Here is a 26161-nt window from a genome sequence, read left to right as displayed (position 1 = left end):
TTTTTCATCTCCTTCCGCCCTGAAATCCTTGAAATCAGAGTTATAAGAAACCATGTGTATACCACATAATTTACATTTCACATACAAATGAAATTATAGCAACTAACCCGGGAGAATGCAACCCACTATTTCTCTTTCAGACTGCTTATATCTTCCAACTATTTATTAGAGACTGGCGTTTTTCTACTTTCTTCAGTCATTGTATTGAAGAAATCTTCATTTGTTTTCGTTTGACGAAGCATTCTGAAATAACGTTCAACAAAGTCTGGAATATCTGACATTGTTTTTCTCATTAACCATAGCTTGTCCAGATGATCTTTTGGTATTAATAGATCTTCTTTACGCGTTCCAGAACGACGGATGTCAATTGCTGGGAAGATACGACGTTCAGCTAATGAACGGTCTAAATGAAGCTCCATATTACCAGTACCTTTGAATTCCTCATAAATAACATCATCCATACGTGAGCCAGTGTCGATTAGAGCCGTTGCTAAAATCGTTAAACTTCCACCTTCTTCGATATTACGTGCAGCACCGAAGAATCGTTTTGGTCTATGGAACGCAGCAGGATCAATACCACCTGATAATGTACGGCCACTTGGTGGAATAACTAAATTATACGCACGAGCTAACCTAGTAATACTATCCATTAAAATAATGACATCTTTCTTGTGCTCAACTAGTCTCATAGCACGCTCTAATACTAATTCAGCAACCTTTATATGACTATCAGGCGTTTCATCAAACGTTGAACTTACAACATCACCTTTTACAGATCGTTCAATGTCCGTTACCTCTTCTGGACGCTCATCAATTAATAATACAATTAGTTCAGCTTCAGGATGATTTGTTGTGATGCTATTTGCAATTTCTTTTAATAATTCTGTCTTACCGGCTTTTGGAGGAGCAACGATTAAACCACGTTGACCAAATCCTACTGGGGCAATCATATCAATAATTCTTGTAGAAAACTTAGCAGGAGATGTTTCGAGCTTCATTTGTCTATTTGGATATAATGCAGTTAATCCCGGGAAGTGAACTCGTTCTTTAGCATTCTCTGGATCATCTCCATTTACTGCTTCTACTTGAAGAAGACCAAAGTATCTTTCATTTTCCTTAGGCGGACGTACCTTTCCAGAAACCTTATCACCATTTCGCATGTCAAAACGACGAATTTGAGATGCAGAAATATAAATATCTTCTGAACTTGGTGAATAATTAATCGGACGTAAGAATCCATACCCTTCTGAAGGGATAATTTCTAGTACACCTTCCATGAACATTAATCCATCCTTTTCCGCTTGCGCTTTAAGGATTGCAAAAATAAGTTCTTTTTTCGTTAATTTGCTGTAATACGAAATTTTCATTACCTTCGCATGTTCATATAAATCTTTTAATTTCATGTTTTCTAATGCAGAGATTGTTAAACTCATATAACACCACTCTTTACTTTTATTCGTTCATTCATATTAGGGTTTTCTTAATTCGGAAGGTTATTTAGAAGGTTTTTTGAAGGAAACTTACATAAAGTATTACTCTTTAGTGTAACCTTTTCCCCTAAAAATATTCTAAGTAATTAGAATTAATAGGTTTACTATCTATTGAGATTATAATTCGAAAGAGTTTTTTATGCCAACTATTTTTCGACTAAACTATTTAATGACTCTTTCCTTTAGTAAATAAAGGAAAGAGTCATTATTTTACTAAATTAATATCAAACTTTTAATTATTTAATAACTAGGTTTGGTTTTTTGTTTAGACTGTGACGTCCATCTACAAAACGAACAGTTCCTGATTTAGCACGCATTACTAACGATTGCGTAGTTCCTACATTCCCTTTGTATTGTACACCTTTTAGTAATTCTCCATCAGTTACACCAGTAGCCGCAAAAATTGCGTCGTCACCCTTAACTAAATCGTCCATATATAATACACGGTTTGGATCTTCTATACCCATACGTTTGCAACGTTCGATCTCTTCTTCATTTTGAGGTAACAACTTTCCTTGAAGTTCTCCACCTAAGCATTTTAAAGCAACTGCAGCGATAACTCCTTCTGGTGCTCCACCGCTTCCAAATAAAATATCAACACCAGTGTGATCAAAAGCTGTGTTAATTGCACCAGCTACATCACCATCGTTAATTAGTTTAATACGAGCACCTGCAGCACGAATTTCTTCAATTAATTTCTCATGACGTTCTCTATTTAATACGGTTGCAACGACTTCATTAATATTTTTACCTTTTGCTTTTGCTACTGCTGTTAAGTTTTCAAGAACAGACGCATTGATATCAACTTTACCAACCGCTTCAGGTCCTACCGCAAGTTTCTCCATGTACATATCAGGAGCATGTAATAAATTACCATGGTCGGCAATGGCAATTACTGCTAAAGCATTCCATCCACCAGATGCGACGATATTTGTACCTTCAAGTGGGTCAACTGCTACGTCCACTCTTGGACCATATCCGTTACCAAGTTTCTCACCGATATAAAGCATCGGAGCCTCGTCCATTTCCCCTTCTCCAATTACAACTGTTCCCTTCATAGGAATCGTATCAAATACATCACGCATTGCTGTTGTAGCAGCATCATCCGCTTCATCCTTTTTACCTAAACCCATCCATTTTGCAGATGCTAATGCTGCTGCCTCAGTAACTCGCACTAACTCCATTGATAAACTTCTTTCCATTTAAAACTCCCCCTTTGATGTAAATGAAAACTATCTTAATTATGTTAAACTGGAGTATATAGACACCCAATCTTACGCATTTTTTAATTGTTCAACTTCTTCCTTAGTTAGTTGAACACGCCAAACATTCGCTCCTAATCCTAGAAGCTTTTCAACTAGATCCTCATATCCTCTATCAACATGCTCTAATCCAGTTAATTCTGTTTTACCTTCTGCAATAAGTCCTGCGATAACTAATGCCGCTCCAGCACGTAAATCACTAGCTTTTACACGACCGCCTTGTAATTTTGAAGGGCCGGAAATAATTGCCGTACTACCTTCAACTTTAATGGTTGCACTCATTCTTCTAAGTTCATCGATATGCTTAAATCTTGCACCATAAATTGTATCTGTTATAACGGCTGTCCCATTTGCTTTCGTTAATAGCACAGAAAACGGCTGCTGTAAGTCAGTCGGAAATCCTGGATAAACTAAAGTTTTGATATCTACTGATTTTAGTTCTTTATTAGATCCTGTGACGATAATTTGATCATCATTCGTATCAATATTTATATTCATTTCTCTCATTTTCGCTATAAGAGATTCTAAATGATGAGGAATAACATTATCAACAATAACCTTGTCCCCTTCTTGTACAGTAGCAGCAGCTAATATTGCATAAGTTCCTGCTTCAATACGATCAGGGATAATTGTATGTGTGCAGCCAGATAATGATTCTACTCCATCAATTCGAATGACATCAGTACCAGCACCTTTAATTTTAGCACCCATACTTGTTAATAGAGTAGCTACATCAACAATTTCAGGCTCTTTTGCAGCGTTTTCAATAACAGTTCTACCATTTGCTAAAACCGCTGCTAACATGATATTAATCGTTGCACCAACACTTACTACATCTAAGTATATACGTGCGCCTTTTAGTTCTTCTGCCCTTAAATAAATTGCACCTTGCTCATTTGTTACTTTCGCACCTAATGCTTCAAAACCTTTTATATGTTGATCAATAGGTCTTGGTCCAAGATAACATCCACCTGGTAAACCGATAACCGCTTGTTTAAATCTACCTAACATTGCACCCATTAAATAATAAGACGCGCGTAATTTTTTTACCTTACCACTTGGAAGTGGCATTGCAACCATATTTGATGGATCAATCATTATTTTTTCATCAGATATTTCTACTTGACCCCCTATTTCCTCTAAAAGGTCACATAGTGTTTGGACATCTGAAATAGAAGGAACTCCTTCAAGTGTTACAGGTGAGCTTGCTAAGATAGTTGCTGGGATTAAAGCCACTGCACTATTTTTGGCACCGCTAACACGAATAGTCCCTTTTAAAGGTATACCGCCTTCTAATACAAGCTTTTCCATAGTATACTCCCTTCTAAATGAGCAGAAGAAAATAGTAGAGAAGTAAAGTGTTTAAACTTCTCAACTGTCGAATAGTTTCTACCTATTTTCTCCAAAATTCTACTTCTCTAATCTTAGTTTATACGAGAGCTACAGTCTAATAAAGACTTTTGCTTCGGTTTGTTATTCACGATAACTTGAAATTCAATAAAAATTGAGTAAAACCTTTAAATTTATTTGATTAGTTATTAAAGTGAAATAGTATTTGGTTAATTTTTAAGCTAGACCTAAACTTATTCTAATCATTATGATCTTATATCTTCAAGTCTACATGAAAATTTATTGTTAAAAAAGGCTTTGTTAAACAAGAAAACCGCCTAAACATAATTTAGACGGCTTAATTTATTATAATATATCATATTTTAAGCTAAAAAACTTAAAATATTATGCTTTGTTACTAGTACCGAACTCACGGATTTTGCCAGCTACTGTTTCGATAATTGCTTCGCGGCCTGGTCCAAGAATTTTACGTGGATCGTATTGTTTTTGATCATTTGCAACAAATTCACGAACAGCTTTATTGAAAGCAATTTGGTTCTCAGTGTTTACGTTAATTTTTGCAGTTCCACGAGCGATTGCTTTTTGAATTTGTTCAGTTGGGATTCCAGTTCCACCGTGTAATACTAATGGTACATTAGTTTCGTTTCCGATTTGTTCCATTTCATCAAAACCTAATTTCGGTTCACCTTTGTATGGTCCATGAACAGAACCTAATGCTGGAGCTAAGCAATCAATGCCAGTACGCTCAACTAGTTCTTTACACTCAGCTGGATCAGCATAAATAATGTCTCCAACAACGTGATCTTCTTGTCCACCAACAGTTCCTAATTCAGCTTCAACAGATACACCATGAGAATGAGCGTAGTCTACAACTTTTTTAGTTGTTTCAACGTTTTGTTCAAATGGATCGTGAGAAGCATCAATCATTACTGAAGTAAATCCAGCGTCAATTGCAGCTTTACATGCTTCAAAGCTTGAACCGTGATCAAGGTGAATTGCTACAGGTACAGTAATTTTTAAATCAATTAATAAACCTTCTACCATCTTTACAACAGTGTTAAATCCACCCATGTATTTAGCTGCACCTTCAGAAACACCAAGAATTACAGGTGATTTTTCTTTTTCAGCTGCAGTAAGAATAGCATAAGTCCACTCTAAGTTATTGATATTGTATTGACCAACAGCGTATTTTCCTTCTTTTGCTTTATTAAGCATTTCAGTCATAGATACTAAAGGCATTTTAAGCCCTCCTTATATACTCTTTTATGAAAATTATTCTGCACCCATAATTTTACTAACAAGAATATAATGCTACAAATTGTTCTTTATTATGTAAATTATAAGGTATTTATATCACATCATAAGAATACAAAAAATGAAATGAAAACACAACAAATATCATCTAATGTTCGTTTATTCGTAACATTTTTGACAGATAATAGATATTTTAAGCTATTTCACCTGCAAATCCCGTAAACGCTTACATTTCTCTGTGAAAAAATAAAAGCAGATGGTCCGCTACCCATCTGCTATTTTACTGCTGAGATTGTGGTTGAGAAGTATGCTCTCTGACAACCTTTTTAATTTCATCAATATCAAATGGTTTTGGAAAATATTGTAGTGCTCCTAATTTTTTAGCTTCTTCAATAATATCGAGTTCACCATAAGCCGTCATCAATATAACTTTAATGTCTTTATTAATTTCTTTGATGCGCTTTAGAATCTCCACTCCGTCCATACCTGGTATTTTCATATCAAGAATAACTAAGTCGGGACAATCCTTCACTACAATATCAATTGCTTGAAAACCATTAGCTGCTTGAAATACCTCATAGCCTTCTTTTTTGAAAATTTCGTGTAAAAGCAAACGAATTCCGTACTGATCGTCTACTATAAGTAATTTACTTCCCAAAAATAGTACCACCTTTCTAAACCAGATAACCTTACTTATAAATATACAAATTCCCCTAAATTTTTACATTCTACTTAAAAACCTTTTTTTCCTGCATTAGTTTGAAAATTTTACAAATAATTACTTTTTTTAAATTTTTTGTATCTATCTAAATTACAGTATAATGGTTAGACCATACTTTTATAAGAGGGAGTATTAGATAATGTTAAAAATTTTTTCGACACAATTAAATGGAGTTTTTCAAAAAATACTTAAGCAAGAAGAAGTATTTGAAGATGCTTCACGCTTCTTAGCACAGGCAGTTATAGGCGAGGGATGCGTTTATGTACATGGTACAAAAGAATTCGCTGGTATTGTTTCAGAAATAACTGATGGAGCAGAACAAAACAACTCAATTAAACCGTTAATGATTAACGGCGAAATTCAGCAATTATCTCCAGTAGATCGAGTACTTTTATTTACAAGACAGACAGATGATCAAGAAGCTATTCTTCTTGCTAATAAACTATCCGAATCAAACATTGGAATAGTAATCGTCTCTACCACAATTAATGGAGAAGACCAATTATCGGAACTTGCTGATGTATTTATAAACTATGAGTTAACGAGAAAACTCGTTCCAACTGACGAGGGAGAAAGAATTTGTCTTCCAACCCTACTCACAGGATTATTTATTTATCACTGTTTACTACTTACAATGAGTGAAATCCTATCAGATTTCGAATAAAAAAACAAAAACACCCAGCATGATTTTTATAAAATCTGCTGGGTGTTTTTTATTTCCTTAACGTTTGTTTTGTAGTGATGCTCCTACAAAATCTCTGAATAATGGTTGTGGTCTATTTGGACGAGAAATAAACTCTGGGTGGAATTGTGAAGCTACAAACCATGGGTGATTTGGTAACTCAATAATTTCCACTAAACGACCATCTGGGCTAGTACCTGAGAAGATAAATCCTTCTTGCTCCATTTGTTGACGGTATTCATTATTGAACTCATAACGATGACGGTGACGTTCGTAAACAACTTCTTCTCCGTATGCTTCGTATGCTTTTGAACCTTCAACTAATTTACATGGATATAAGCCTAAACGTAATGTTCCACCTAAATCTTCTACGTCTTTTTGTTCTGGTAGTAAATCGATAATTGGATAGTTAGTAGTAGGATCGATTTCAGCTGAGTGAGCACCTTTCAAACCTAAAACATTTCTAGCAAATTCAATTGACGCAATTTGCATACCTAAACAAATTCCTAAGAATGGTACGTTATTTTCACGAGCAAATTGTGCTGTTAAGATTTTACCTTCTACACCACGATCTCCGAATCCACCTGGTACAAGAATTCCATCTACATCGCTTAAAAGTTCATTCACGTTAGCTGAAGTAACTTCCTCTGCGTTAATCCATTTAATTTCAATTTCGCTATCAAAAGCATATCCTGCGTGCTTTAATGCTTCTGCTACTGAAATATAAGCATCTTGTAATTCTACATATTTACCAACAAGCGCAATTTTTGTTGATTTAGTTAGGTTTTTAACTTTATCTACTAAAGAAATCCACTCTGTCATATCCGCTTCATTTGTTTGTAATTTTAAATGATTACATGCGATGCTGTCTAAACCTTGTGCTTGTAATGCTAATGGGATTTCATAAAGAGTATCTGCATCTACACACTCAATTACATCTTTAGCATCTACATCACAGAACTGAGCAATTTTATCTTTCATTTCTTGTGGTACAGATGTTTCAGAACGTAATACAATAACATTTGGTTGAATACCAATACTACGAAGTTCTTTTACACTGTGTTGTGTTGGTTTTGTTTTTAACTCACCAGCAGCTTTAATATAAGGTAGAAGTGTACAGTGAACATACATTACATTGTCACGACCTACATCACCTTTAATTTGACGAATAGCTTCAATAAAAGGTAGTGACTCGATATCACCTACTGTTCCACCGATCTCAGTGATAACAACATCAGCATTCGTTTCACGACCCGCACGGAAAACTTTATCTTTAATCTCATTTGTAATATGTGGGATAACTTGTACAGTTCCTCCTAAGTAATCTCCACGACGTTCTTTTTGTAAAACTGTAGAGTACACTTTACCGCAAGTTACATTGTTGAATTTAGTAACGTTAATATCAACAAATCTTTCATAATGACCTAAGTCTAAGTCTGTTTCTGCACCATCATCTGTTACGAAAACTTCACCATGTTGGTAAGGACTCATTGTTCCTGGATCTAAGTTAATGTATGGATCAAACTTTTGAATTGTTACATTTAATCCTCTGTTTTTTAGAAGTCGTCCTAAAGATGCAGCTACAATCCCTTTACCAAGAGAAGAAACTACGCCACCTGTTACAAAAATATACTTTGTCATAATTGAGCCCCTTTCATTTTTAGCATTCGTATTTTATTTTTCCTTACAAGAAATTACAAAGCTAAACCATTATAAAAAATTATTTAATAATATTTTGTATGCATGCTTTATTGTCATCCAAAATTGGGTTTTTTCATGCAAATTTTTAACAATTGAATCTAAATCAAACAGTTTTTTTATTGTTTTATTACATTGTGTATTTGTAAAAAAACAAAGACGCCCCCTATTTAAAATAGGGAGCGTCAAAATATATTTCGTTCTTTTTAAAGAGCCCAATAAGAATTCTACTCATTCAGTACTTAAAAGTCAAGAACTTATAGTTCTTCTTCCTCTTCAAATTCATCTAATTCTTCATCTTCTTCATCATCTAATTCAAGATCTTCATCATCTAATTCAAGATCTTCATCATCTTCATCGATTTCTTCGTCATCAAACTCATCAGTTTCATCGTCTTCAACTAGATCTTCATCTAATTCGTCTAATTCAAGTTCTTCCTCTTCAAAATCTTCATCTTCAGATAGATCATAGTCTTCGAACTCATCATCTTCTTCTAATTGTTTACGTTTCTTCTTAGGTTTTGCAACAGGTAATACTTCTTCTTCCGCTTGATCATATGGATACCAAGCACGTAATCCCCAACGGTTTTCACCTAGACATACGAAACGGCCATCAATATTTAATTCTGTATAAAATTGAGGAAGTTTTTCTAATAGAGCCTCTCTAGTTACACCTAAAACTGTTGCCATTTGGTCTACTAAATCATAAAAAGAAATAGGTTCCTTTGTTTCAGAAAAAAGTTCATATGCTAATTCAATAAGCGATAATTCTTTTAATTGCTCTTCCGAGTATTGCGTTAGACTCAAGGTAAGCACTCCTTTAAAAATAATATTTTCACCATAATCTAATGACATTATGTATAAATTTTACTTGTTAGTTATAAAATACATATCTTTCATTATAAACAAAACTAAGTTAAATATGCTAGCACCTTGTCTATATTTTTCAATATTAGATTAATTTTTCACGAAAATAGTAAAATGAGCGTCTAAAAGACGCCCATTCTACCTAACTTCAGCCATATGTCCTTTTCTTTTCTTTCACAATTCTTTTTTACATATTTCTACGGTATTGTCCGCCTACCTCGTATAATGCTTGCGTGATTTGTCCTAAACTAGCAACGCGAACAGTATTCATTAGCTCTTCGAATAAATTACCGTTTTGGCGTGCAACTTGTTTTAATTGTTCTAGAGCGACTTGCGCTTCTGATTTGTGTTTCACTTGGAATTGTTCTACATGATCAATTTGTGATTGTTTTTCTTCGTAACTTGATCTAGCGATTTCCATAGTATTGATTGATTCCATTTGTTCGTTAGGATTGATGTAAGAGTTAACTCCTATGATTGGAAGTTCACCACTATGTTTAAGTGTTTCATAATAAAGTGACTCTTCTTGAATTTTACCACGTTGATATTGAAGCTCCATCGCACCTAATACGCCACCACGGTCACTGATTCTCTCAAACTCTTTTAAAACTGCTTCTTCTACTAAGTCTGTTAGCTGTTCAATGATAAATGATCCTTGAATTGGGTTTTCATTTTTCGATAGGCCATTTTCTTTTTGAATAATAAGCTGAATCGCCATTGCACGACGTACAGATTCCTCAGTAGGAGTTGTAACAGCCTCATCATATGCATTTGTATGAAGTGAGTTACAGTTATCATATAAAGCTAATAACGCTTGTAATGTTGTACGAATATCATTAAATGCCATTTCTTGAGCATGTAATGAACGACCTGATGTTTGAACATGGTATTTAAGTTTTTGGCTACGTTCAGATGCACCATATTTTTCTTTCATCGTAACTGCCCAAATTCTTCTTGCTACACGTCCTATTACTGAGTACTCAGCATCAAGTCCATTACTAAAGAAGAACGATAAATTATGTGCAAAATCGTCAATCTTCATACCTCGACTTAAATAATATTCAACATAAGTGAATCCATTCGATAAAGTGAATGCTAGTTGTGAAATTGGATTTGCTCCAGCTTCTGCAATATGGTATCCAGAAATTGAAACTGAATAATAATTACGAACATTATTATCAATGAAATACTGTTGAATATCTCCCATCATTTTCAAAGCGAATTCTGTTGAGAAAATACATGTATTTTGCCCTTGATCCTCTTTTAAAATATCTGCTTGAACAGTACCACGAACTTTTTGTAAAGTTTCTCGCTTTATTTCAGTGAATTCTTCAACTGTTAAAATTCTACCTAATTCTTTTTCCCTTTTTTCAACTTGTTGATGAATAGCAGTATTTAAGAACATAGCTAAAATTATTGGTGCTGGACCATTAATTGTCATAGAAACAGATGTTTGTGGACTACATAAATCAAAGCCTTTGTAAAGCTCAATCATATTATCTAAAGTACATACATTTACGCCACTCTCACCAATTTTCCCAAAAATATCAGGACGAATTGCTGGGTCTTCTCCGTATAGAGTTACTGAATCAAATGCTGTACTTAAACGTTTAGCTGGATCATTCTCACATAGATAGTGGAATCGTTTATTTGTTCTGCTTGGTGGTCCCTCTCCAGCAAATTGTCTCTTCGGATCTTCATCTTGACGCTTGAATGGGAACACGCCGGCTGTAAATGGGAAATATCCAGGTACGTTTTCTTTCGCTACCCATCTTAATAAATCTCCATAATCTCTGTATGTCGGTACAGATACTTTTGGTATTTTTGTACCTGACAAAGTTGTAGTAGTTAAATCAACTTTAATTTCTTTATCTCTAATTTTTTGTACTAGTTGATCTTTTGAATAAGCTTCTTTAATCAATTTAAAATGATTTAGAGCTTGTTTTGTAGATGGAGCAAGAGATTCTTCAAATTTATTTTTTAAATCTACTAATGTATGTTTTGCATCTTCAATATTTTGTGACTCTATTTCAGAAAGCGTTCCTTCAATTTGATAAAGCTTTGAAGCTTTTTGAGCCTCAACTTCAGTTTTTTCGTGATAGTTTCTTACAGTTTCTGCGATTTCTCTTAAATAAAAACGACGATTACTTGGTATAATGACATGTTGTTTCTCAACATTACCCGGCTTAATATATGTCGTACTCCACTCATTTGCAGTGTGTTTTTCAATTGATTTTGTTAAAGCTAAAAATAAATTATTAGTTCCTGCATCGTTGAATTGGCTAGCGATTGTTCCGTATACAGGCATTGTAGCTGGATCATCATGGAAAAGATGGCGACTACGTTGATATTGTTTTTGAACAAGACGTAATGCATCTTCAGAACCTTGACGTTCAAATTTATTAATTGCGATTAAATCTGCAAAGTCAATCATATCAATTTTTTCTAATTGAGAAGGTGCTCCAAATTCACTTGTCATAACATACAAATGAATATCACTGTATTTAGTAATTGCAGCATCGCCTTGACCTATACCACTTGTCTCAACAAAAATAACATCAAAATCAGCTGATTTTAATATTGAAATAGCATCCTCTAATGCATTTGAGATCTCAGATTGACTATCTCGAGTAGCTAAACTTCTCATATACACATTTGGATGGTGAATTGAATTCATACGAATACGATCACCTAATAGCGCTCCACCTGTTTTACGTTTTGTTGGATCAATTGAAACAATACCAATTGTTTTTTCTGGAAACTCTTGAATAAAACGGCGTACTAGTTCATCCGTTAATGAACTCTTACCCGCTCCACCAGTACCTGTCATACCAATGACTACACTTTTAGTAGTTTCTGTTTTTTCTAATGTTGCAGCCAACTCTAGACTTGAATCAAGAGAGCCTTTATTTTCAGCTAAAGTAATAAATCTTGCAATTTCTTTATGATTTGTAGCAGATAGTTTTTGAACGTTTTCTAAGTCCTTCAAAGGTGGAAGAAAATCAGTGCTTTGTAGCATATGATTGATCATTCCTTGAAGTCCCATTATACGGCCATCTTCAGGTGAATAGATTTTTGTAATACCGTATGCTTCTAGCTCTTCTTGCTCTTTAGGCAGAATTACGCCGCCACCGCCACCAAATAACTTGATGTGAGATGCGCCTCTTTCTTGAAGCAAATCGTACATATATTTAAAGTACTCCATATGTCCACCTTGGTAGGAAGAAATTGAAATACCTTGTACATCCTCTTGAATTGCTGCGTTAATAATTTCTTCTACAGATCGGTTATGGCCTAAATGAATAACTTCAACACCATTTTCTTGCAATAATCTTCTAATCATATTGATTGAAACATCATGGCCATCAAATAAACTTGATGCAGTAACGAAACGAATCTTGTGCTTAGCTTGATACTTTTCTACCATACTAATCATCCCCCGAAATTATAATTGCCTTTTTTGTAAAAGAAAACTTGGTAAAGGAAATCCATTTTCCCTTGTACCAAGCGTTCCTAATCATCTTAATGCGAAAAGAAGCATAAAATATTTTATTTTTACAGCATTCTTGAGATTACTAGTTTTTGAATTTCTTGTGTTCCTTCATAAATTTGTGTAATTTTAGCATCCCTCATAAAGCGTTCTACCGGATAATCTTTTGTATATCCATACCCACCAAATACTTGTACTGCTTCTGTTGTAACTTTCATTGCAGTATCTCCAGCAAATAATTTTGACATTGCAGATTCCTTGCCATATGGAAGTCCATTAGATTCCAACCATGCAGCTTGATAAGTTAATAGACGAGAAGCTTCAATACTAGTTGCCATCTCCGCAAGTTTAAAAGAGATACCTTGTTGAGCAATAATTGGTTTGCCAAATTGAACACGCTCTTTAGCATAATCAACTGAAGCATCTAAAGCACCTTGTGCAATCCCGACTGCTTGAGCAGCGATTCCATTTCTACCACCATCAAGGGTTTGCATCGCAACTTTAAATCCTTTACCTTCTTCTCCTAATAGATTTTCAGCTGGGATACGGCATTCTTCAAAAATAATTTCAGTTGTTGGTGATGAACGAATACCTAATTTACTTTCTTTCTTACCAACTGAAAAACCTGGCGTATCACTTTCAACGATAAACGCAGAAACTCCGTGTTTATTAGTAGGGTCAGTCACCGCAAATACAACGTAAATTTCCGCTTCTCCACCGTTCGTAATAAATATTTTCGAACCATTTAATATATATTCATTTCCTTCTTTTCTTGCAGTCGTTCTCATACCACCAGCATCTGATCCAGATCCTGGTTCAGTTAATCCATATGCACCGATTTTTGTTCCTTGTGCTAACGGTTTTAAGAATTTTTGTTTTTGTTCTTCTGTACCAAATTTATATATCGGCCAACTAGCTAATGAAGTGTGTGCTGATAAAGTTACACCTGTTGAAGCGCAAACTCTAGAAAGTTCTTCAACTGCGATAACGTAAGCTAAGTAATCACTACCGATTCCGCCATATTCCTCTGGGAATGGAATACCTGTTAATCCCAACTCAGCCATTTGATCAAAAATGGAACGATCAAATTTTTCATGCTCATCACGCTCAGCAGCAGACGGAGCAACCTCATTTCTAGCAAAATCTCTTACCATTTTACGAATCATTTCATGTTCTTCACTTAAACGAAATTGCATAGATCATTTCCCCCGATTTTTTGCTAGGACAAGGATCACAATTAAATAAAGGGTTTCATTAAAGATCATTATTCTATATCCTATTCCCTTTAACTTAATTGCCCCCTTATCACTGCCATGTTGTTTTTGTCGAATTTTGTAAGCGTTAACAAAAATATTTCTACTTTGACTAAAAGATAGTCTACTTCGTATAATATTAGACAAAAATCTGAAAATTCCTGTTATTTTTTGTAGAAAAATTTTTCATTCTAGAAGGAAGGAAAAACAAGATCAAGATAATAGGCAAAAAACAAAAAAAGAAAAGCAAAAATTAACAGCAAAAGGGAGGCAGTACTTAGGTGAAAGGCTCTATTCCCCTCCATACCTTTCCTGCTCATCCCATACCTGCATTTCTTGCTTTTCCCTCTTATCGTACCTCTACTAAAACTGCGTCTCCTTGACCACCGCCGCTGCAGATTGCAGCAATTCCTAAGCCGCCACCTCTGTTTTTAAGAGCATGAATTAATGAAACAATGATTCTTGCACCACTTGCTCCAATAGGATGTCCTAGAGCGATTGCACCACCATTTACATTAATTTTTTCTAAAGGTATATCTGCAATTTTTGAACTTGCTAATACTACTGCTGCAAATGCTTCGTTAATTTCAAATAAATCAATATCTGAAATCTTTTTATTTGTTTTTTGTAATAATTTTTGAATAACATATCCCGGAGTTCTTGGGAAGTCTTTTGCTTCTGTAGCCATTGATTCTGTTGCAACAATTGTAGCTAATGGTAAGTAACCATTTAGTTTTGCTTCTTCCTCGCTCATTAATAAAAGAGCTGCAGCTCCGTCATTAAGTCCAGGTGCGTTACCAGCTGTAATTGTTCCGTCACGGTCAAACGCTGGTGATAGTTTTGCTAGTTTTTCAATTGTAGTATCCACCCTTGGACACTCATCTTCTTCAATTTTTGTAACGACTCCTTTTTTATCAACTGACTCAATCGCTACAATCTCATCTTTAAATTTACCTGTTTTAATCGATTCCACCGCAAGTTGATGACTACGAAGTGCCCACTCATCTTGTTGTTCACGAGATAAGTTTTCGATTTTAGCAACTTCATTTCCATATGTACCCATATGAACTCCAGTAAATGAACAAGTTAAACCATCCAATAGAACCCCATCTTTTATCTCTGTATTCCCCATTTTATTTCCCCATCTTAAAGAGGTTTGATAAAAAGGTGTATTACTCATGGATTCCATTCCACCTGCAACTATACGTTTACTTTCGCCAGATCGAATCAATAAATCTGAAAGCATAACACTACGCATACCAGATGCACACACTTTATTTATTGTTTCTGATCTTGTTTCCCAAGGTAGTCCCGCATTATGAAGCGCCTGTCTTGAAGGTAATTGTCCTTGTCCAGCTTGTAAAACAGTTCCCATTATTACATCATCAATTGATTCTAACGGATGGTTAACACGGCTCAACGTTTCTTTAATTGCGATACCACCTAACTGGGCAGCACTAAAGCCTTTTAAAGCTCCTCCAAAACGTCCTAATGGTGTACGAACTGCACTTACTATAACTGTTTTACTCATCCCTTATTCCCCCTTAAAATTTTTATCTATTTCTCCTCTATAAAAAAATCCTATAAACATCAATTCACCAATTAAAAGGTGTACAAGTCGCACACCTTTCATTGTTAATTTATGAAAATTGTATAGTTATAGAACTTTTACGAAGCTTGGCTTTGTTTGTCACCAAAAATCGATAACTCTAACAGCTCTGCTATATCCAGTGTTTTAACACTTTCTTCTACTTCTTTTGCTTTCGTTCCATCTGATAGCATTGTTAAGCAATAAGGACAACCTGTTCCAATTACATTTGGACTGACAGCAAGTGCTTGTTCAGTACGTGTCACATTAATGCGGTTTCCAACATGCTCTTCCATCCACATTAATCCTCCACCCGCTCCACAGCACATACCTGTTTCACGTTTACGTTCCATTTCAACAAGCTTGACACCAGGAATAGCACGAAGAATATCCCTAGGAGCTTCGTAAACTTCATTGTATCGCCCTAAATAACATGAATCATGGTACGTGATCACTTCATTCACTTCATGAACTGGCTTCAACTTACCTTCTTTAACCCATTGAGCTAATAATTCTGTATGATGATAAACTTCAATTTTCAAACCAAAATCAGGATATTCATTTTTAAATGTGTTATAAGCATGTGGATCAATTGTTACTAATTTACTTACTTCTGCTTTTTCTATTTCTGCTATATTATTACTTGCTAACTCTTGGAATAGGAATTCTTGACCTAATCGTCTAGGTGTGTCACCAGAATTTTTCTCCTTATTACCTAAAATAGCAAACTTAATTCCAGCTTCATTCATAAGTTTTGCAAAAGCTAATGCGATTTTTTGGCTTCGATTATCATATGAACCCATTGAACCAACCCAGAATAAGTACTCAATTTCTTCTCCTGCTTTTTTAGCTTCTTTTACAGTTGGGATATGAATGCTTTCATCAAGTTCTCTCCAGTTTTCACGGTCTTTACGATTTAATCCCCATGGATTTCCTTGACGTTCAATATTTGTCATTGCACGTTGAGCATCTGGTTGCATCTTACCTTCTGTTAAAACTAAATAACGTCGTAAATCAATTACTTTTTCAACGTGCTCATTCATTACAGGACATTGATCTTCACAGTTACGACAAGTTGTACATGCCCAAATCTCTTCTTCAGTAATTACGTCACCAATTAAACTTGGACTATATTCCAATGTTGCTGCTGTTTCTTGATTTCCTTGGGAGGCAAATGCTAATTGATTTCCTTTTGTTTTTGAAAATGCAACAGTTGGAACCCAAGGTGCACGAGATGTTACAACTGCTCCAGTTTCAGTTAAATGATCACGAAGTTTTAATATTAAATCCATTGGTGAAAGCATTTTTCCAGTTGCAGTTGCCGGACAGACGTTTGTACAACGACCACATTCTACACAAGCATATAAGTCAATTAACTGTGATTGACGAAAGTCGCTGATTTTTCCAACGCCAAATGTCTCTTGTGTTTCATCTTCAAAATCTATTTTTTCTAATTTTCCTGCCTTCGTTAAACGATTAAAATATACGTTTGCTGGACCGGCAAGTAAATGGGCGTGCTTTGATTGTGGCACGTACACTAAGAACGTTAAAAGTGTAATTAAGTGAATCCACCAAGCAACATAAAAGAATGAAATGGCTAAAGGTTCACTAATACCATTAAAAATTGTCGCAATTAAAGATGCGATTGGTTCGTGGAAGCTCGTTTCTTCTCCACTCCAAATAATTCCCATACCATTACCAAACAATGTTGATAACATTAGTAAACCAATGAAAATTAAAACTAAACCGCTTTTCCAACCTCTTTTTAATCGAACTAATTTTTCAATATATCGTCTATGGAAGGCCCAAACTACTGCCACCAATATTAATAAAGCAACGATTTCTTCAAAAAACGTAAATGCACCATATAAAGGTCCAAGTGGTAAATGTACCTCAGGAATAAGACCTCTTAAAATAAAGTCTAAAGCTCCGGCTTGAACTAAAATGAATCCATAAAAGAATAACAAATGAATAAATCCACTTTTCTTATCTTTCAAAAGCTTTTTTTGTCCAAAAACATTGACCCAAATTTTTTGAAAGCGTTCTTTCAAATTTCTTTCAAATTCTTCTTTTTTACCTAATTTGATGTAGGCAATTCTTGTTTTAATCAGGTAAATGAATAAATAAATTGCATAAACTGTAATTGCCACAAACCCTAGTGCGTTCAAATACAAAAGTGCATGATTCATGATGTATTCCTCCCCCAATTTTACCGGCTATAAAGAAAACGCTTACTGTTTAAAAATTTATAACCATAATAATATTCAGAAAATATATAATTTAATTATATTATGAATGACTATTCAGTCAAATACTTTTTCATATTAAATTGGCTCTTTTTCATATTCTTCAATGTATATGGTCATACTATCAACACGTAAAAGGTAAAGGAGTTTAATTATATGATTCTTTGCATTTGCTTAATTGCTCTACTTTTTCTTATACTCCTTGCTGTCTTAGATCTTTATTTTGGTTATAAAGCATTTCATAAATATGATCAAACTTGTCCATTTAAAAAAAGATATAGTGAAACAATGTTAATAACGGATGGTAATAAATTGTACAAGCAACTTCTAGACGATATTACAGAAGCAAGAAGTAGCATTTCTATGCTTTTTTATATTGTCCGAAACGATGAAACATCCGAAAAATTTTTATCACTACTCGAAAGAAAAGCACAACAAGGATTACAAGTACGTTTGCTTGTTGATTGGATCGGAAGTTTTAGACTTAAGCGTAAAAGAATAAAAAAACTAAAAGAAAATGGCGTGGAAGTATTTTTTAATCGTCGGACTGGATTTCCATATACTATTTATCGATTTCAACACCGTAACCATCGAAAGATTACAGTAATAGATCAAAAAATCGGCTATTTTGGTGGTTTTAACATTGGCAAAGAATACATCGGTTTTGATGAAGAATTAGGTTATTGGAGAGATTATCATATCCGAATGACTGGTGAAGGTGTAAAGGATTTACACGTTCAATTTTTAATCGACTGGGTTAGAAGTGGCGGCGAATCCTTTACACTTATTGAAGATAATGAATTAACAAAAGGTAAAATCGAGCATCACTTCTATTCGTCGGACTTTGTACGTATCGAAAACCTATATAAAGATCTAATAGATCAAGCGAAAAAACATATTTATATTGGTACACCTTATTTTATTCCAACAAAAAAACTGATGAACGCACTTCTTGCCGCTCTTAATCGAGGGGTCCACATATGCGTAATGATCCCGGAAAAAGAAGATCACAGACTAGTTAAAGAGGCAAGTTTCCCACATCTCCTTTTAATTTTAGAAGGTGGTGGAGAAGTTTTTCATTATCAAAAAGGATTCTTTCATGCCAAAGTATTACTCATCGATGATTGTTGCTGTGATGTAGGATCCGTTAACTTTGATCGTAGAAGTCTATGCATAAATGATGAATGGAGTTGTATTTTTTCAAATGAGTCTTTCATAATGAAGATCAAAGAGATTTTCGTAAAGGACTTAGAATGCTCTAAATCATATCCTATTGGACATTATAAAAATACAACATTCCTATGGAAATGTCGCAAGCTTTTATCTAAGCTTCTTTCTCCATTAATGTAATATTTTGTACAATACAAAAACCGATGTAGAGGTGAACAAACGATGATTATTCGATTTGGATATGTATCTCATGCATTATCATTATATAATTGTTCACCTGCAAAAACTCTTACTTTTACACGTTATAAAGCCCTTGACCGTGACGAACGTTTAGAGAAATTAGTTTATGTTACATCGCAAAATATTGAAAATACATATAGGGCCCTTCATTATAATGTAGGGCAACAAATTCCCTTATATAGAATGTCTTCATCAATGGTACCTTTGGCAACTCATCCAGATGTAGAATTTGATTATATTAATATTTTTCAAAAACAATTTAAAGAACTAGGTGATTTTATTAAGAAGCATGAATTAAGAGTTAGCTTTCATCCTAACCAGTTCACGCTTTTTACAAGTGATAAACCTCATATAACTGATAATGCTGTTATTGATATGGAGTATCATTATAACGTTCTAGAAGCGATGGGTATTTCAGAACAAAGCGTCATTAATATACATATTGGAGGAGCGTATGGAAATAAAGAGCTTGCAATTCAACGTTTTTATGAAAATATAAAGAAACTCCCTACTCATGTAAAAAAACAAATGACCCTAGAAAATGACGATAAAACGTATAATACCAGTGAGACACTTATGGTTTGTAAAAACGAAGGAATTCCACTCGTATTTGACTATCATCATCATATGGCAAACTTATGTGAAGAGCCGTTAGAGAAATTATTACCCCTTATATTCTCTACTTGGGAACATACAAATTTGAAACCTAAAATTCATATTTCATCCCCGAAATCTGATAAAGAGTTTAGAGCGCATTCAGATTTAATTGACCTTGATTTTATTAAGCCCTTTTTTGACATTGTTAGATCAATTGGAAATGATATCGATATAATGATTGAATCGAAAAAAAAGGATTTAGCTTTATTGCAATTAATGGAAGATCTGTCTAAATTGAGGGGATATAAGCGAATAAGTGGTGGTATGATCGAAGTTAATTAAGATGCTGACCGAAGTCCTTTCAGGAGAAAATAAAGGGGTTAGGAAAGCATTTAAGAAGTTCCTATATACTAATGTAGCCCTTAAGTAAGTTTAACTTATCTTGAGGGCTTCTTTTAGCTTTAACAAAACTGTTTAATGAATCTGACTTTCAAGATCACTTTGTTTTGCATTTCTTGGGTTTTTATTCATTCATGAGTTTAGATTGGTATTTGGACAAAAAATGCTCAGATTATTAATCTGAGCGTTTTTTACTGCTATTTTGCCAGCCATTAATTTGTCTGTTCTCATTTCCATTGGTTTTATAACGAGTATTGCACTTATAACATTCTTTATTATTTATATATTTTCGTTGTTCATTAGTAGTTCTTCTTAATTTACGGTCATCATTATAGTCATTTTTTTTTTCGTCTTGATGCTTTTTATAGTTGGTGTATTGTTTCTTTTGATTTTGATTCGATGATTCATGGTGTTCCACTTGATGTCTATGATTCGAATAAGGTTGCTTATGTCCCCATTGCCCATCTTGATGTCTATTGTTCTGAACTTCTTGTGAATGACCTTTATTATTATTTTTTTCTTTTGCGATTGTAGGTGACTTTAAATTAGATTTGTCATTGTAATTAGTTTCGCCTTTTGTCACTTTCGTTGAATTAGAAATAGAACTTTTTTCTTGTTTATGTTGATTTTGAGTTTTAATCTTAGGCTGATTTAGTTCCTTAGATTCTGGTTTTTTTATATGACTATGGCTTTCTTGAATATCCTTCAATTCATGATTTAACTCACTTTGTTTATGTTCAAATTCTTTTTTCATTTCACCATTTAGATTGATTTTTTCATTTGGTTCAATTACCTTAGATTTCTCCATTTCACCAACTAATTCATCCATAACCAAATGGATAGGCTCGTTCTTCCAGTTATCCATTTTGTCGATTACTTTTTTACCTTGTTCATTATGACCTTTTAATTTAATAACATTTAATTGTTTGTCCAATATTAATGAAACTTTTGCCTTAGTGTCAATTGTAACCATTCCTGCGGCCAACGCTTCATTCTTGTTCTTATTTACAAATAAAAAAGAAAAAAGAATTAATCCACTAGCTATTACGACAGGTATTAATTTAGGAAAACTCATTTTCACTTTTTTATTTAAAATAATTGCATTGTTGGGGAACTGAATTTCTTCACCAATCGAATAGGATGACAATAACTTTTTACATTTTAAATACTCTCCGTTCGCAGTTAGTACAACTACGGATGAGCGATTAATTTTTAATACAATACCATTGTTCATCTTCAGCTCCCCCTTTTCAAATAGTTTTGTAAATACATATACTCATTGACCTTTATAATGCTCATGGCAATGATATATTTTCTATGTTTTTCAAGTGTTTTTCGACTAATATTAACTTTCGTTTCTAGTTTATTCATCGGTAATTTTTTCTTTTTATATAGAAAAGTCAGCATTTCTTCATCAGATGTAATAAGGTCTACAACTGAAAAAATATGCTCTCTTGTATCTTCGTGTTTAGGTGAAACCTCAACTAAAGTTTCTAATGAAATTCCAAATTGTTTAAGCATCTCACTGAAATGAATAATTTCCTCTTTACGATTTATTTCATCAAAGTTTTTTATATAAGAGTTATACACATGGTCATCATATTGTTTATGTATATCATCTGAGTTAGTTTGTTCAAGAGTCAATGATTGGTATTTAGATTCCTTGCGAAAGAAATCAATTAACTCTCGCTTTATGATCAACTTAGCAAAAGATAGAAATGATGCACCTTTTTTATATGAATATAGTTTAATAGCTTCATGAAATGCATTTAAACCAATACTAAATTCATCTTCTTGATTAGATATATATCTTCCACAAATAGTAGAAACAGTTTTGTTTATAAAAGGAGTATATTGAACTATAAAGTCATCTAGTTCTTTTGATGAAGATTGTTGTATTGTTAATACAATCTCTTCAATCTTTTCTCTTCTTTTATAAAGCGTCTGAAAAATTGTAAGTAACAAGACCCGATCTCCTTTCAAAAGAGGATTGCTTAGCCGTTTAAACTTAAAGGCGCCTCCACTCATTATATAATCAAATGAATGTATGAGGCACCAGTTAAATTTAGTCATTAAACTTAAGCATATCTCAACCTATGAAATGTTCCATATGATTTTATTGAAAGGTGAATGGAAATAATCACTTATTAGTTTTTACCATGTCCATTTCCATGGTTTTCACCTTGGTTATTTGAGTTATGATTTTTTTTCCACTCTTGCTTTTCATTTCCCTTATGTTTTCCACGCTTTTCATGTTCACCTTGATTTCTATGGTTTGTACCATTTTCATGCTTTACTACATACTTTATCTGTTTTTCTTCTTTTTCAACTTTTACTTTAACTGGTTTTACTTCTTTTGACTTATGTTGATATCCTACCTTATGCTCTACTGTTACAGGTTTTGTAGCAACATGAGTAGCTGCTTCTTTGTCATCATTTTCACCTTGGTCATCTTCATTAACATTTTTAACTTCTGTATCATTTACGTCTTCAATTTTAGTAACTGTTGTAATAACTTCTGGAGTAGCTGACTGTTCTGCCGTTGCATCAGGATATTGAACTGTAATAACTGGTTTTAAAACTGGTGAATCCTGTTCTGTATGCTTTAAGACTTTCTCTAGTCTTTCAGAAATTTTATTAAAGCTCTTTTCAATATTTTTAGCAATTGCAGCTTTTGCTTTTGGATTTTTAACTTGATCTAAAACATTTGCCAATACAAGTAAATTATTATTTAGATGGTGTTGAACTTTGGCAATTTCTTTTTGCTCTTTTGTTAATTTTTGTTTGTCATGTTTTTCAACATGTTCTTTTTCTGTTTTAGCTTTATCTTGTTCTTCATTTTCTACTTTAGTTGAATCATCAGCTGGTTCTGTAGCAGTTGGTTGTTTACTGTCAAGTTGGCCTTGAGCAACTTCAATCTTGCCTAAAGCTTCTTTTATTGTTTCTTTTGCTAAATCTTCTTTGCCTTCTTTTATTAATTCTCTTGCTTCATGGATACGCTCTTGTGCAAATTTAGATAAAAGTTCTGCTTCTTTAACTTTATTTGTTGTTAGTAATAGTTGAATTTTTTCTACAGTTGTTTTTACAAAGTAGAAGAAATCGCCTTTAACTAATGCAGGTGCTTCTTCTTTTGTGTCAGTTGGTGAAACAGTTTCATTTTCTGCAGCAAGTACTGAACTTGAGAAACCTAACTGAGATAGTAATAATGCTGTTGCAGTTGTATGTACTAATAACTTTTTCATGAGTTTTTTCCCCTTAGTAATAATTTCTTATTTATTCTCACTATATCTATTCGCAGAGAATTTCTTTTTTTAGGGGGTCGTTTTAAGAAATTTATAAAAAAATGGTGAAATTTGTTTTCTTTCCCTATTTACCGACATTTTTTTATCTATTATCAAACTAAAATATTACAAATTTATATTTAGTAAATCGATTGATTGTAATTTATCAAACAAAAAAAGTACCATACCCCAAATAGGGATATGATACTTTCACTAAATTACTTACATTTTTTCTGGTGCAGAAACTCCAACTAAAGCTAATGCATTTTGTAATGTAACTTGAACAGCTTTCATTAATGCCGATCTAGCCTTTGATTTTTCAACATTTTCAGGATCTAACACCTTTTCTGCATTATAGAAACTGTGGAATGTACCCGCTAATTCAAACACATAGTTTGTAATATGATGAGGAGTACGTTTTGAAGCAGCTAATGAAACCACCGCTGGGAATTCTCCTAATTTCTTTAATAACTCATATTCCTTTTCAGATGAAACAAGGCTATAATCAGCTTCTCCATTGTAAACAATACCCATTTCTTCTCCTTGACGAAGAATACTACACACACGAGCGTGTGCGTATTGAGAATAATACACTGGGTTTTCGTTTGATTTAGACACAGCTAAGTCCATATCAAAATCTAAATGTGAGTCACATCCACGCATTGCAAAGAAATAACGTGTCGCATCAATACCTACTTCTTCCATTAGATCACGTAGAGTTACTGCTTTACCTGTGCGTTTACTCATTTTTACTTTTTGACCGTCTTGATATAACTGAACCATTTGGATAATTTCTACTTCTAGCGTATCAGCATTATAACCTAGCGCTTGAATTGCTGCTTTCATTCGAGGAATATATCCGTGATGGTCAGCTCCAAGAATATCAATTAATTTATCTGCTCCTCGACTAAGCTTGTCACGGTGATAAGCGATATCCGGAGTTAAATAAGTATACGAGCCGTCACTTTTAATCAGTACACGGTCTTTATCATCTCCATATGTTGTAGAACGGAACCACGTCGCTCCTTCTTCTTCATATGTTTCACCACGTTGTTTTAAATCATCAAGAGCCTCTAGCACTTTACCGTTTTCATATAATGACGTTTCTGAATACCATACATCAAAGTCTACTCTGAAATTACGTAGATCTCGTTGCAGTTTCTCCATTTCTAATTTTAAACCATACTCACGGAAGAATTTGTAGCGAGTATCTTCTGGTTCATTCATATAACGGTCACCAAATTCAGCAGCTAATGTTTTACCAATCTCAATAATATCTGCCCCATGGTAGCCATCTGCAGGCATTTCTTTATCCATTCCAAGAGCTTGCATATAACGAGCTTCTACTGATAAAGCTAAATTATTAATTTGGTTACCTGCATCGTTAATATAATATTCTCGAGTTACTTCATAGCCTGCTTTGTCTAAAATATTACATAGTGAATCTCCAAACGCTGCTCCACGAGCATGTCCTAAATGTAAATCTCCAGTCGGATTCGCTGAAACAAATTCAACTAAAATCTTTTCACCGTTACCAAAGTTTGTTTGGCCATATTCGTTTCCAGATTTAATAATTGTAGGGATTAAATCAGTTAAGTAACTATTATCCATATAGAAATTGATGAATCCTGGTCCAGCAATTTCCACTTTTTGAATGCTTGCCTTACTTTGATCAAAAGAATTAATTAACTCCTCTGCAATCATTCTAGGAGCCTTTTTAGCAACTCGTGCTAATTGCATCGCCATATTTGTTGAAAAATCTCCGTGCGCTTTATCTTTTGGTGTTTCTAATACGACTTGAGGTAATTGTTCCTCTGTTGCTAGTCCTGCTTTTAATACCGCAGCTTCGATCTCATTTTTCAATCGATTTTTTACTTGTTCTAATGTATTCATTTCGTTGCCTCCTTAATTGATACTGTAATGTTATACGAACCAGCATTTTCATCTCCTACGAATAACTTATATCCTAATTGAAGTAACCCTTTCAAAGGTTCTTCAGATACTAGAAATTGTAGTTTTTTTGTATATGCCTTCGTTTGAAATACGCCTAACTCATTTGAGAAAGTACCTTCAGTCGTTTCATTTACTCGATATTGATGACGCATCATAACTCCGCCATTTCGAATAATCGTTACTTCCCCTTTACCTATTTTCATAGTAGCCTTTACTTTTCGATCCTCGTGATTTTCATCAAATAATAAATATGAAACATCATCTTTTTTATAGTATAGGCCATTTGCTTGAAAACTGATTTTATCACGCCCGTGTGGATCTTTTATCAAAGTCTCAAAGTCAATTGAGACAGGTATACCTTGTTGTCCTTTCACTTTTACACGTCCTTTTCTCCCCATGAACGTAACGAATCACATCCAAAAATCATCTTTTCCCATTTTAGCATAATCTAATTAAAAAAATAAAATAGGTAAGAAAAAAATTGTGAAAATTATTCATTAAAGTGAACAAAATCATCAGACTTTGAAAAATAAATGTAAATTGTTTAATGACTCATTGAACGTAATCAACTTGAATTGCATAAATAATCTTGCCTTGAACTAAGGGGGATTTTTGTTTTCA

General features: G+C 33.8%; 19 protein-coding genes. 3 read left to right on the top strand and 16 right to left on the bottom strand.

Translation table 11 applies throughout. The features are described 5' to 3' along the window. Positions 1 to 158 precede the first annotated feature (158 nt). The 5 genes from rho to ACSBO6_RS00745 form a co-directional block, all read right to left on the bottom strand. Positions 159 to 1433, bottom strand: coding sequence for a transcription termination factor Rho (gene rho, locus ACSBO6_RS00765; RefSeq protein ID WP_025671034.1), 1275 nt, complete (start codon positions 1431 to 1433; stop codon positions 159 to 161). Between the two features lie 293 nt (positions 1434 to 1726). Beyond that, a complete protein-coding gene (glpX, locus tag ACSBO6_RS00760) occupies positions 1727 to 2692 on the bottom strand; it encodes a class II fructose-bisphosphatase (protein WP_098845849.1) in 966 nt (321 codons plus the stop codon). Between the two features lie 72 nt (positions 2693 to 2764). Then, complete coding sequence (gene murA / locus ACSBO6_RS00755; protein ID WP_098845848.1) at positions 2765 to 4063, bottom strand: UDP-N-acetylglucosamine 1-carboxyvinyltransferase; 1299 nt, start codon at positions 4061 to 4063, stop codon at positions 2765 to 2767. A 423-nt stretch (positions 4064 to 4486) separates the two neighbouring features. Further along, positions 4487 to 5341: a class II fructose-bisphosphate aldolase gene (locus ACSBO6_RS00750; RefSeq protein ID WP_098845847.1), complete on the bottom strand. Its 855-nt coding sequence runs from the start codon at positions 5339 to 5341 to the stop codon at positions 4487 to 4489. 295 nt (positions 5342 to 5636) lie between these two features. Continuing rightward, positions 5637 to 6014 carry a response regulator gene (locus ACSBO6_RS00745; protein WP_025671030.1) on the bottom strand — a complete coding sequence of 126 codons (378 nt, stop codon included), beginning with the start codon at positions 6012 to 6014 and terminating at the stop codon, positions 5637 to 5639. Positions 6015 to 6216: 202 nt separating this feature from the next. Between ACSBO6_RS00745 and ACSBO6_RS00740 the strand changes: the two genes are divergently transcribed. Next, positions 6217 to 6741, top strand: a complete 525-nt coding sequence (locus ACSBO6_RS00740) for a DUF2529 family protein (protein WP_498844003.1) — start codon at positions 6217 to 6219, stop codon at positions 6739 to 6741. Positions 6742 to 6798: 57 nt separating this feature from the next. On the opposite strand, the gene pyrG is transcribed toward ACSBO6_RS00740, so the two are convergent. From pyrG to ACSBO6_RS00710, 6 genes are all read right to left on the bottom strand, one after another. Next, positions 6799 to 8400 carry a CTP synthase gene (gene pyrG, locus ACSBO6_RS00735; RefSeq protein WP_098845845.1) on the bottom strand — a complete coding sequence of 534 codons (1602 nt, stop codon included), beginning with the start codon at positions 8398 to 8400 and terminating at the stop codon, positions 6799 to 6801. 314 nt (positions 8401 to 8714) lie between these two features. Continuing rightward, on the bottom strand, positions 8715 to 9263 hold the full coding sequence (gene rpoE, locus ACSBO6_RS00730; protein WP_098845844.1) for a DNA-directed RNA polymerase subunit delta: 549 nt from the start codon (positions 9261 to 9263) through the stop codon (positions 8715 to 8717). A 247-nt stretch (positions 9264 to 9510) separates the two neighbouring features. Beyond that, positions 9511 to 12750 carry a fused isobutyryl-CoA mutase/GTPase IcmF gene (gene icmF, locus ACSBO6_RS00725; RefSeq protein ID WP_098845843.1) on the bottom strand — a complete coding sequence of 1080 codons (3240 nt, stop codon included), beginning with the start codon at positions 12748 to 12750 and terminating at the stop codon, positions 9511 to 9513. A gap of 128 nt (positions 12751 to 12878) precedes the next feature. Continuing rightward, a complete protein-coding gene (locus ACSBO6_RS00720) occupies positions 12879 to 14009 on the bottom strand; it encodes an acyl-CoA dehydrogenase (RefSeq protein WP_098845842.1) in 1131 nt (376 codons plus the stop codon). 406 nt (positions 14010 to 14415) lie between these two features. Further along, complete coding sequence (locus tag ACSBO6_RS00715) at positions 14416 to 15597, bottom strand: acetyl-CoA C-acetyltransferase (RefSeq protein ID WP_098845840.1); 1182 nt, start codon at positions 15595 to 15597, stop codon at positions 14416 to 14418. Between the two features lie 137 nt (positions 15598 to 15734). Further along, positions 15735 to 17843, bottom strand: coding sequence for a (Fe-S)-binding protein (locus ACSBO6_RS00710; protein WP_498844002.1), 2109 nt, complete (start codon positions 17841 to 17843; stop codon positions 15735 to 15737). A 213-nt stretch (positions 17844 to 18056) separates the two neighbouring features. Between ACSBO6_RS00710 and cls the strand changes: the two genes are divergently transcribed. Together cls and uvsE are read left to right on the top strand one after the other, a co-directional pair. Further along, entirely contained in the window at positions 18057 to 19250 is a 1194-nt protein-coding gene (gene cls, locus ACSBO6_RS00705) for a cardiolipin synthase (protein ID WP_498844001.1), read from the top strand. A 42-nt stretch (positions 19251 to 19292) separates the two neighbouring features. Beyond that, on the top strand, positions 19293 to 20249 hold the full coding sequence (gene uvsE / locus ACSBO6_RS00700) for a UV DNA damage repair endonuclease UvsE (RefSeq protein ID WP_098845837.1): 957 nt from the start codon (positions 19293 to 19295) through the stop codon (positions 20247 to 20249). A 232-nt stretch (positions 20250 to 20481) separates the two neighbouring features. Here uvsE and ACSBO6_RS00695 read toward each other — a convergent pair whose 3' ends face one another. From ACSBO6_RS00695 to ACSBO6_RS00675, 5 genes are all read right to left on the bottom strand, one after another. Next, positions 20482 to 21540, bottom strand: a complete 1059-nt coding sequence (locus tag ACSBO6_RS00695) for an anti-sigma factor domain-containing protein (protein ID WP_498844000.1) — start codon at positions 21538 to 21540, stop codon at positions 20482 to 20484. 2 nt (positions 21541 to 21542) lie between these two features. Continuing rightward, positions 21543 to 22271, bottom strand: a complete 729-nt coding sequence (sigI, locus tag ACSBO6_RS00690) for an RNA polymerase sigma-I factor (protein WP_498843999.1) — start codon at positions 22269 to 22271, stop codon at positions 21543 to 21545. A gap of 182 nt (positions 22272 to 22453) precedes the next feature. Next, entirely contained in the window at positions 22454 to 23548 is a 1095-nt protein-coding gene (locus ACSBO6_RS00685; RefSeq protein WP_498843998.1) for a DUF5667 domain-containing protein, read from the bottom strand. Positions 23549 to 23809: 261 nt separating this feature from the next. Continuing rightward, positions 23810 to 25480, bottom strand: coding sequence for an arginine--tRNA ligase (gene argS / locus ACSBO6_RS00680; protein ID WP_498843997.1), 1671 nt, complete (start codon positions 25478 to 25480; stop codon positions 23810 to 23812). After that, positions 25477 to 25914: a YwiB family protein gene (locus ACSBO6_RS00675; protein WP_180232903.1), complete on the bottom strand. Its 438-nt coding sequence runs from the start codon at positions 25912 to 25914 to the stop codon at positions 25477 to 25479. The genes argS and ACSBO6_RS00675 overlap by 4 nt, the downstream gene beginning before the upstream one ends. Between the last annotated feature and the right edge of the window lie 247 nt (positions 25915 to 26161).

Origin of the sequence: Bacillus sp. AL-1R (assembly GCF_052180195.1) — a bacterium.
Classification (GTDB): Bacteria; Bacillota; Bacilli; order Bacillales; family Bacillaceae_G; genus Gottfriedia.
Note: the sequence above shows the minus strand (reverse complement) of the source record. Positions and strands in the feature narration are given on the sequence as shown.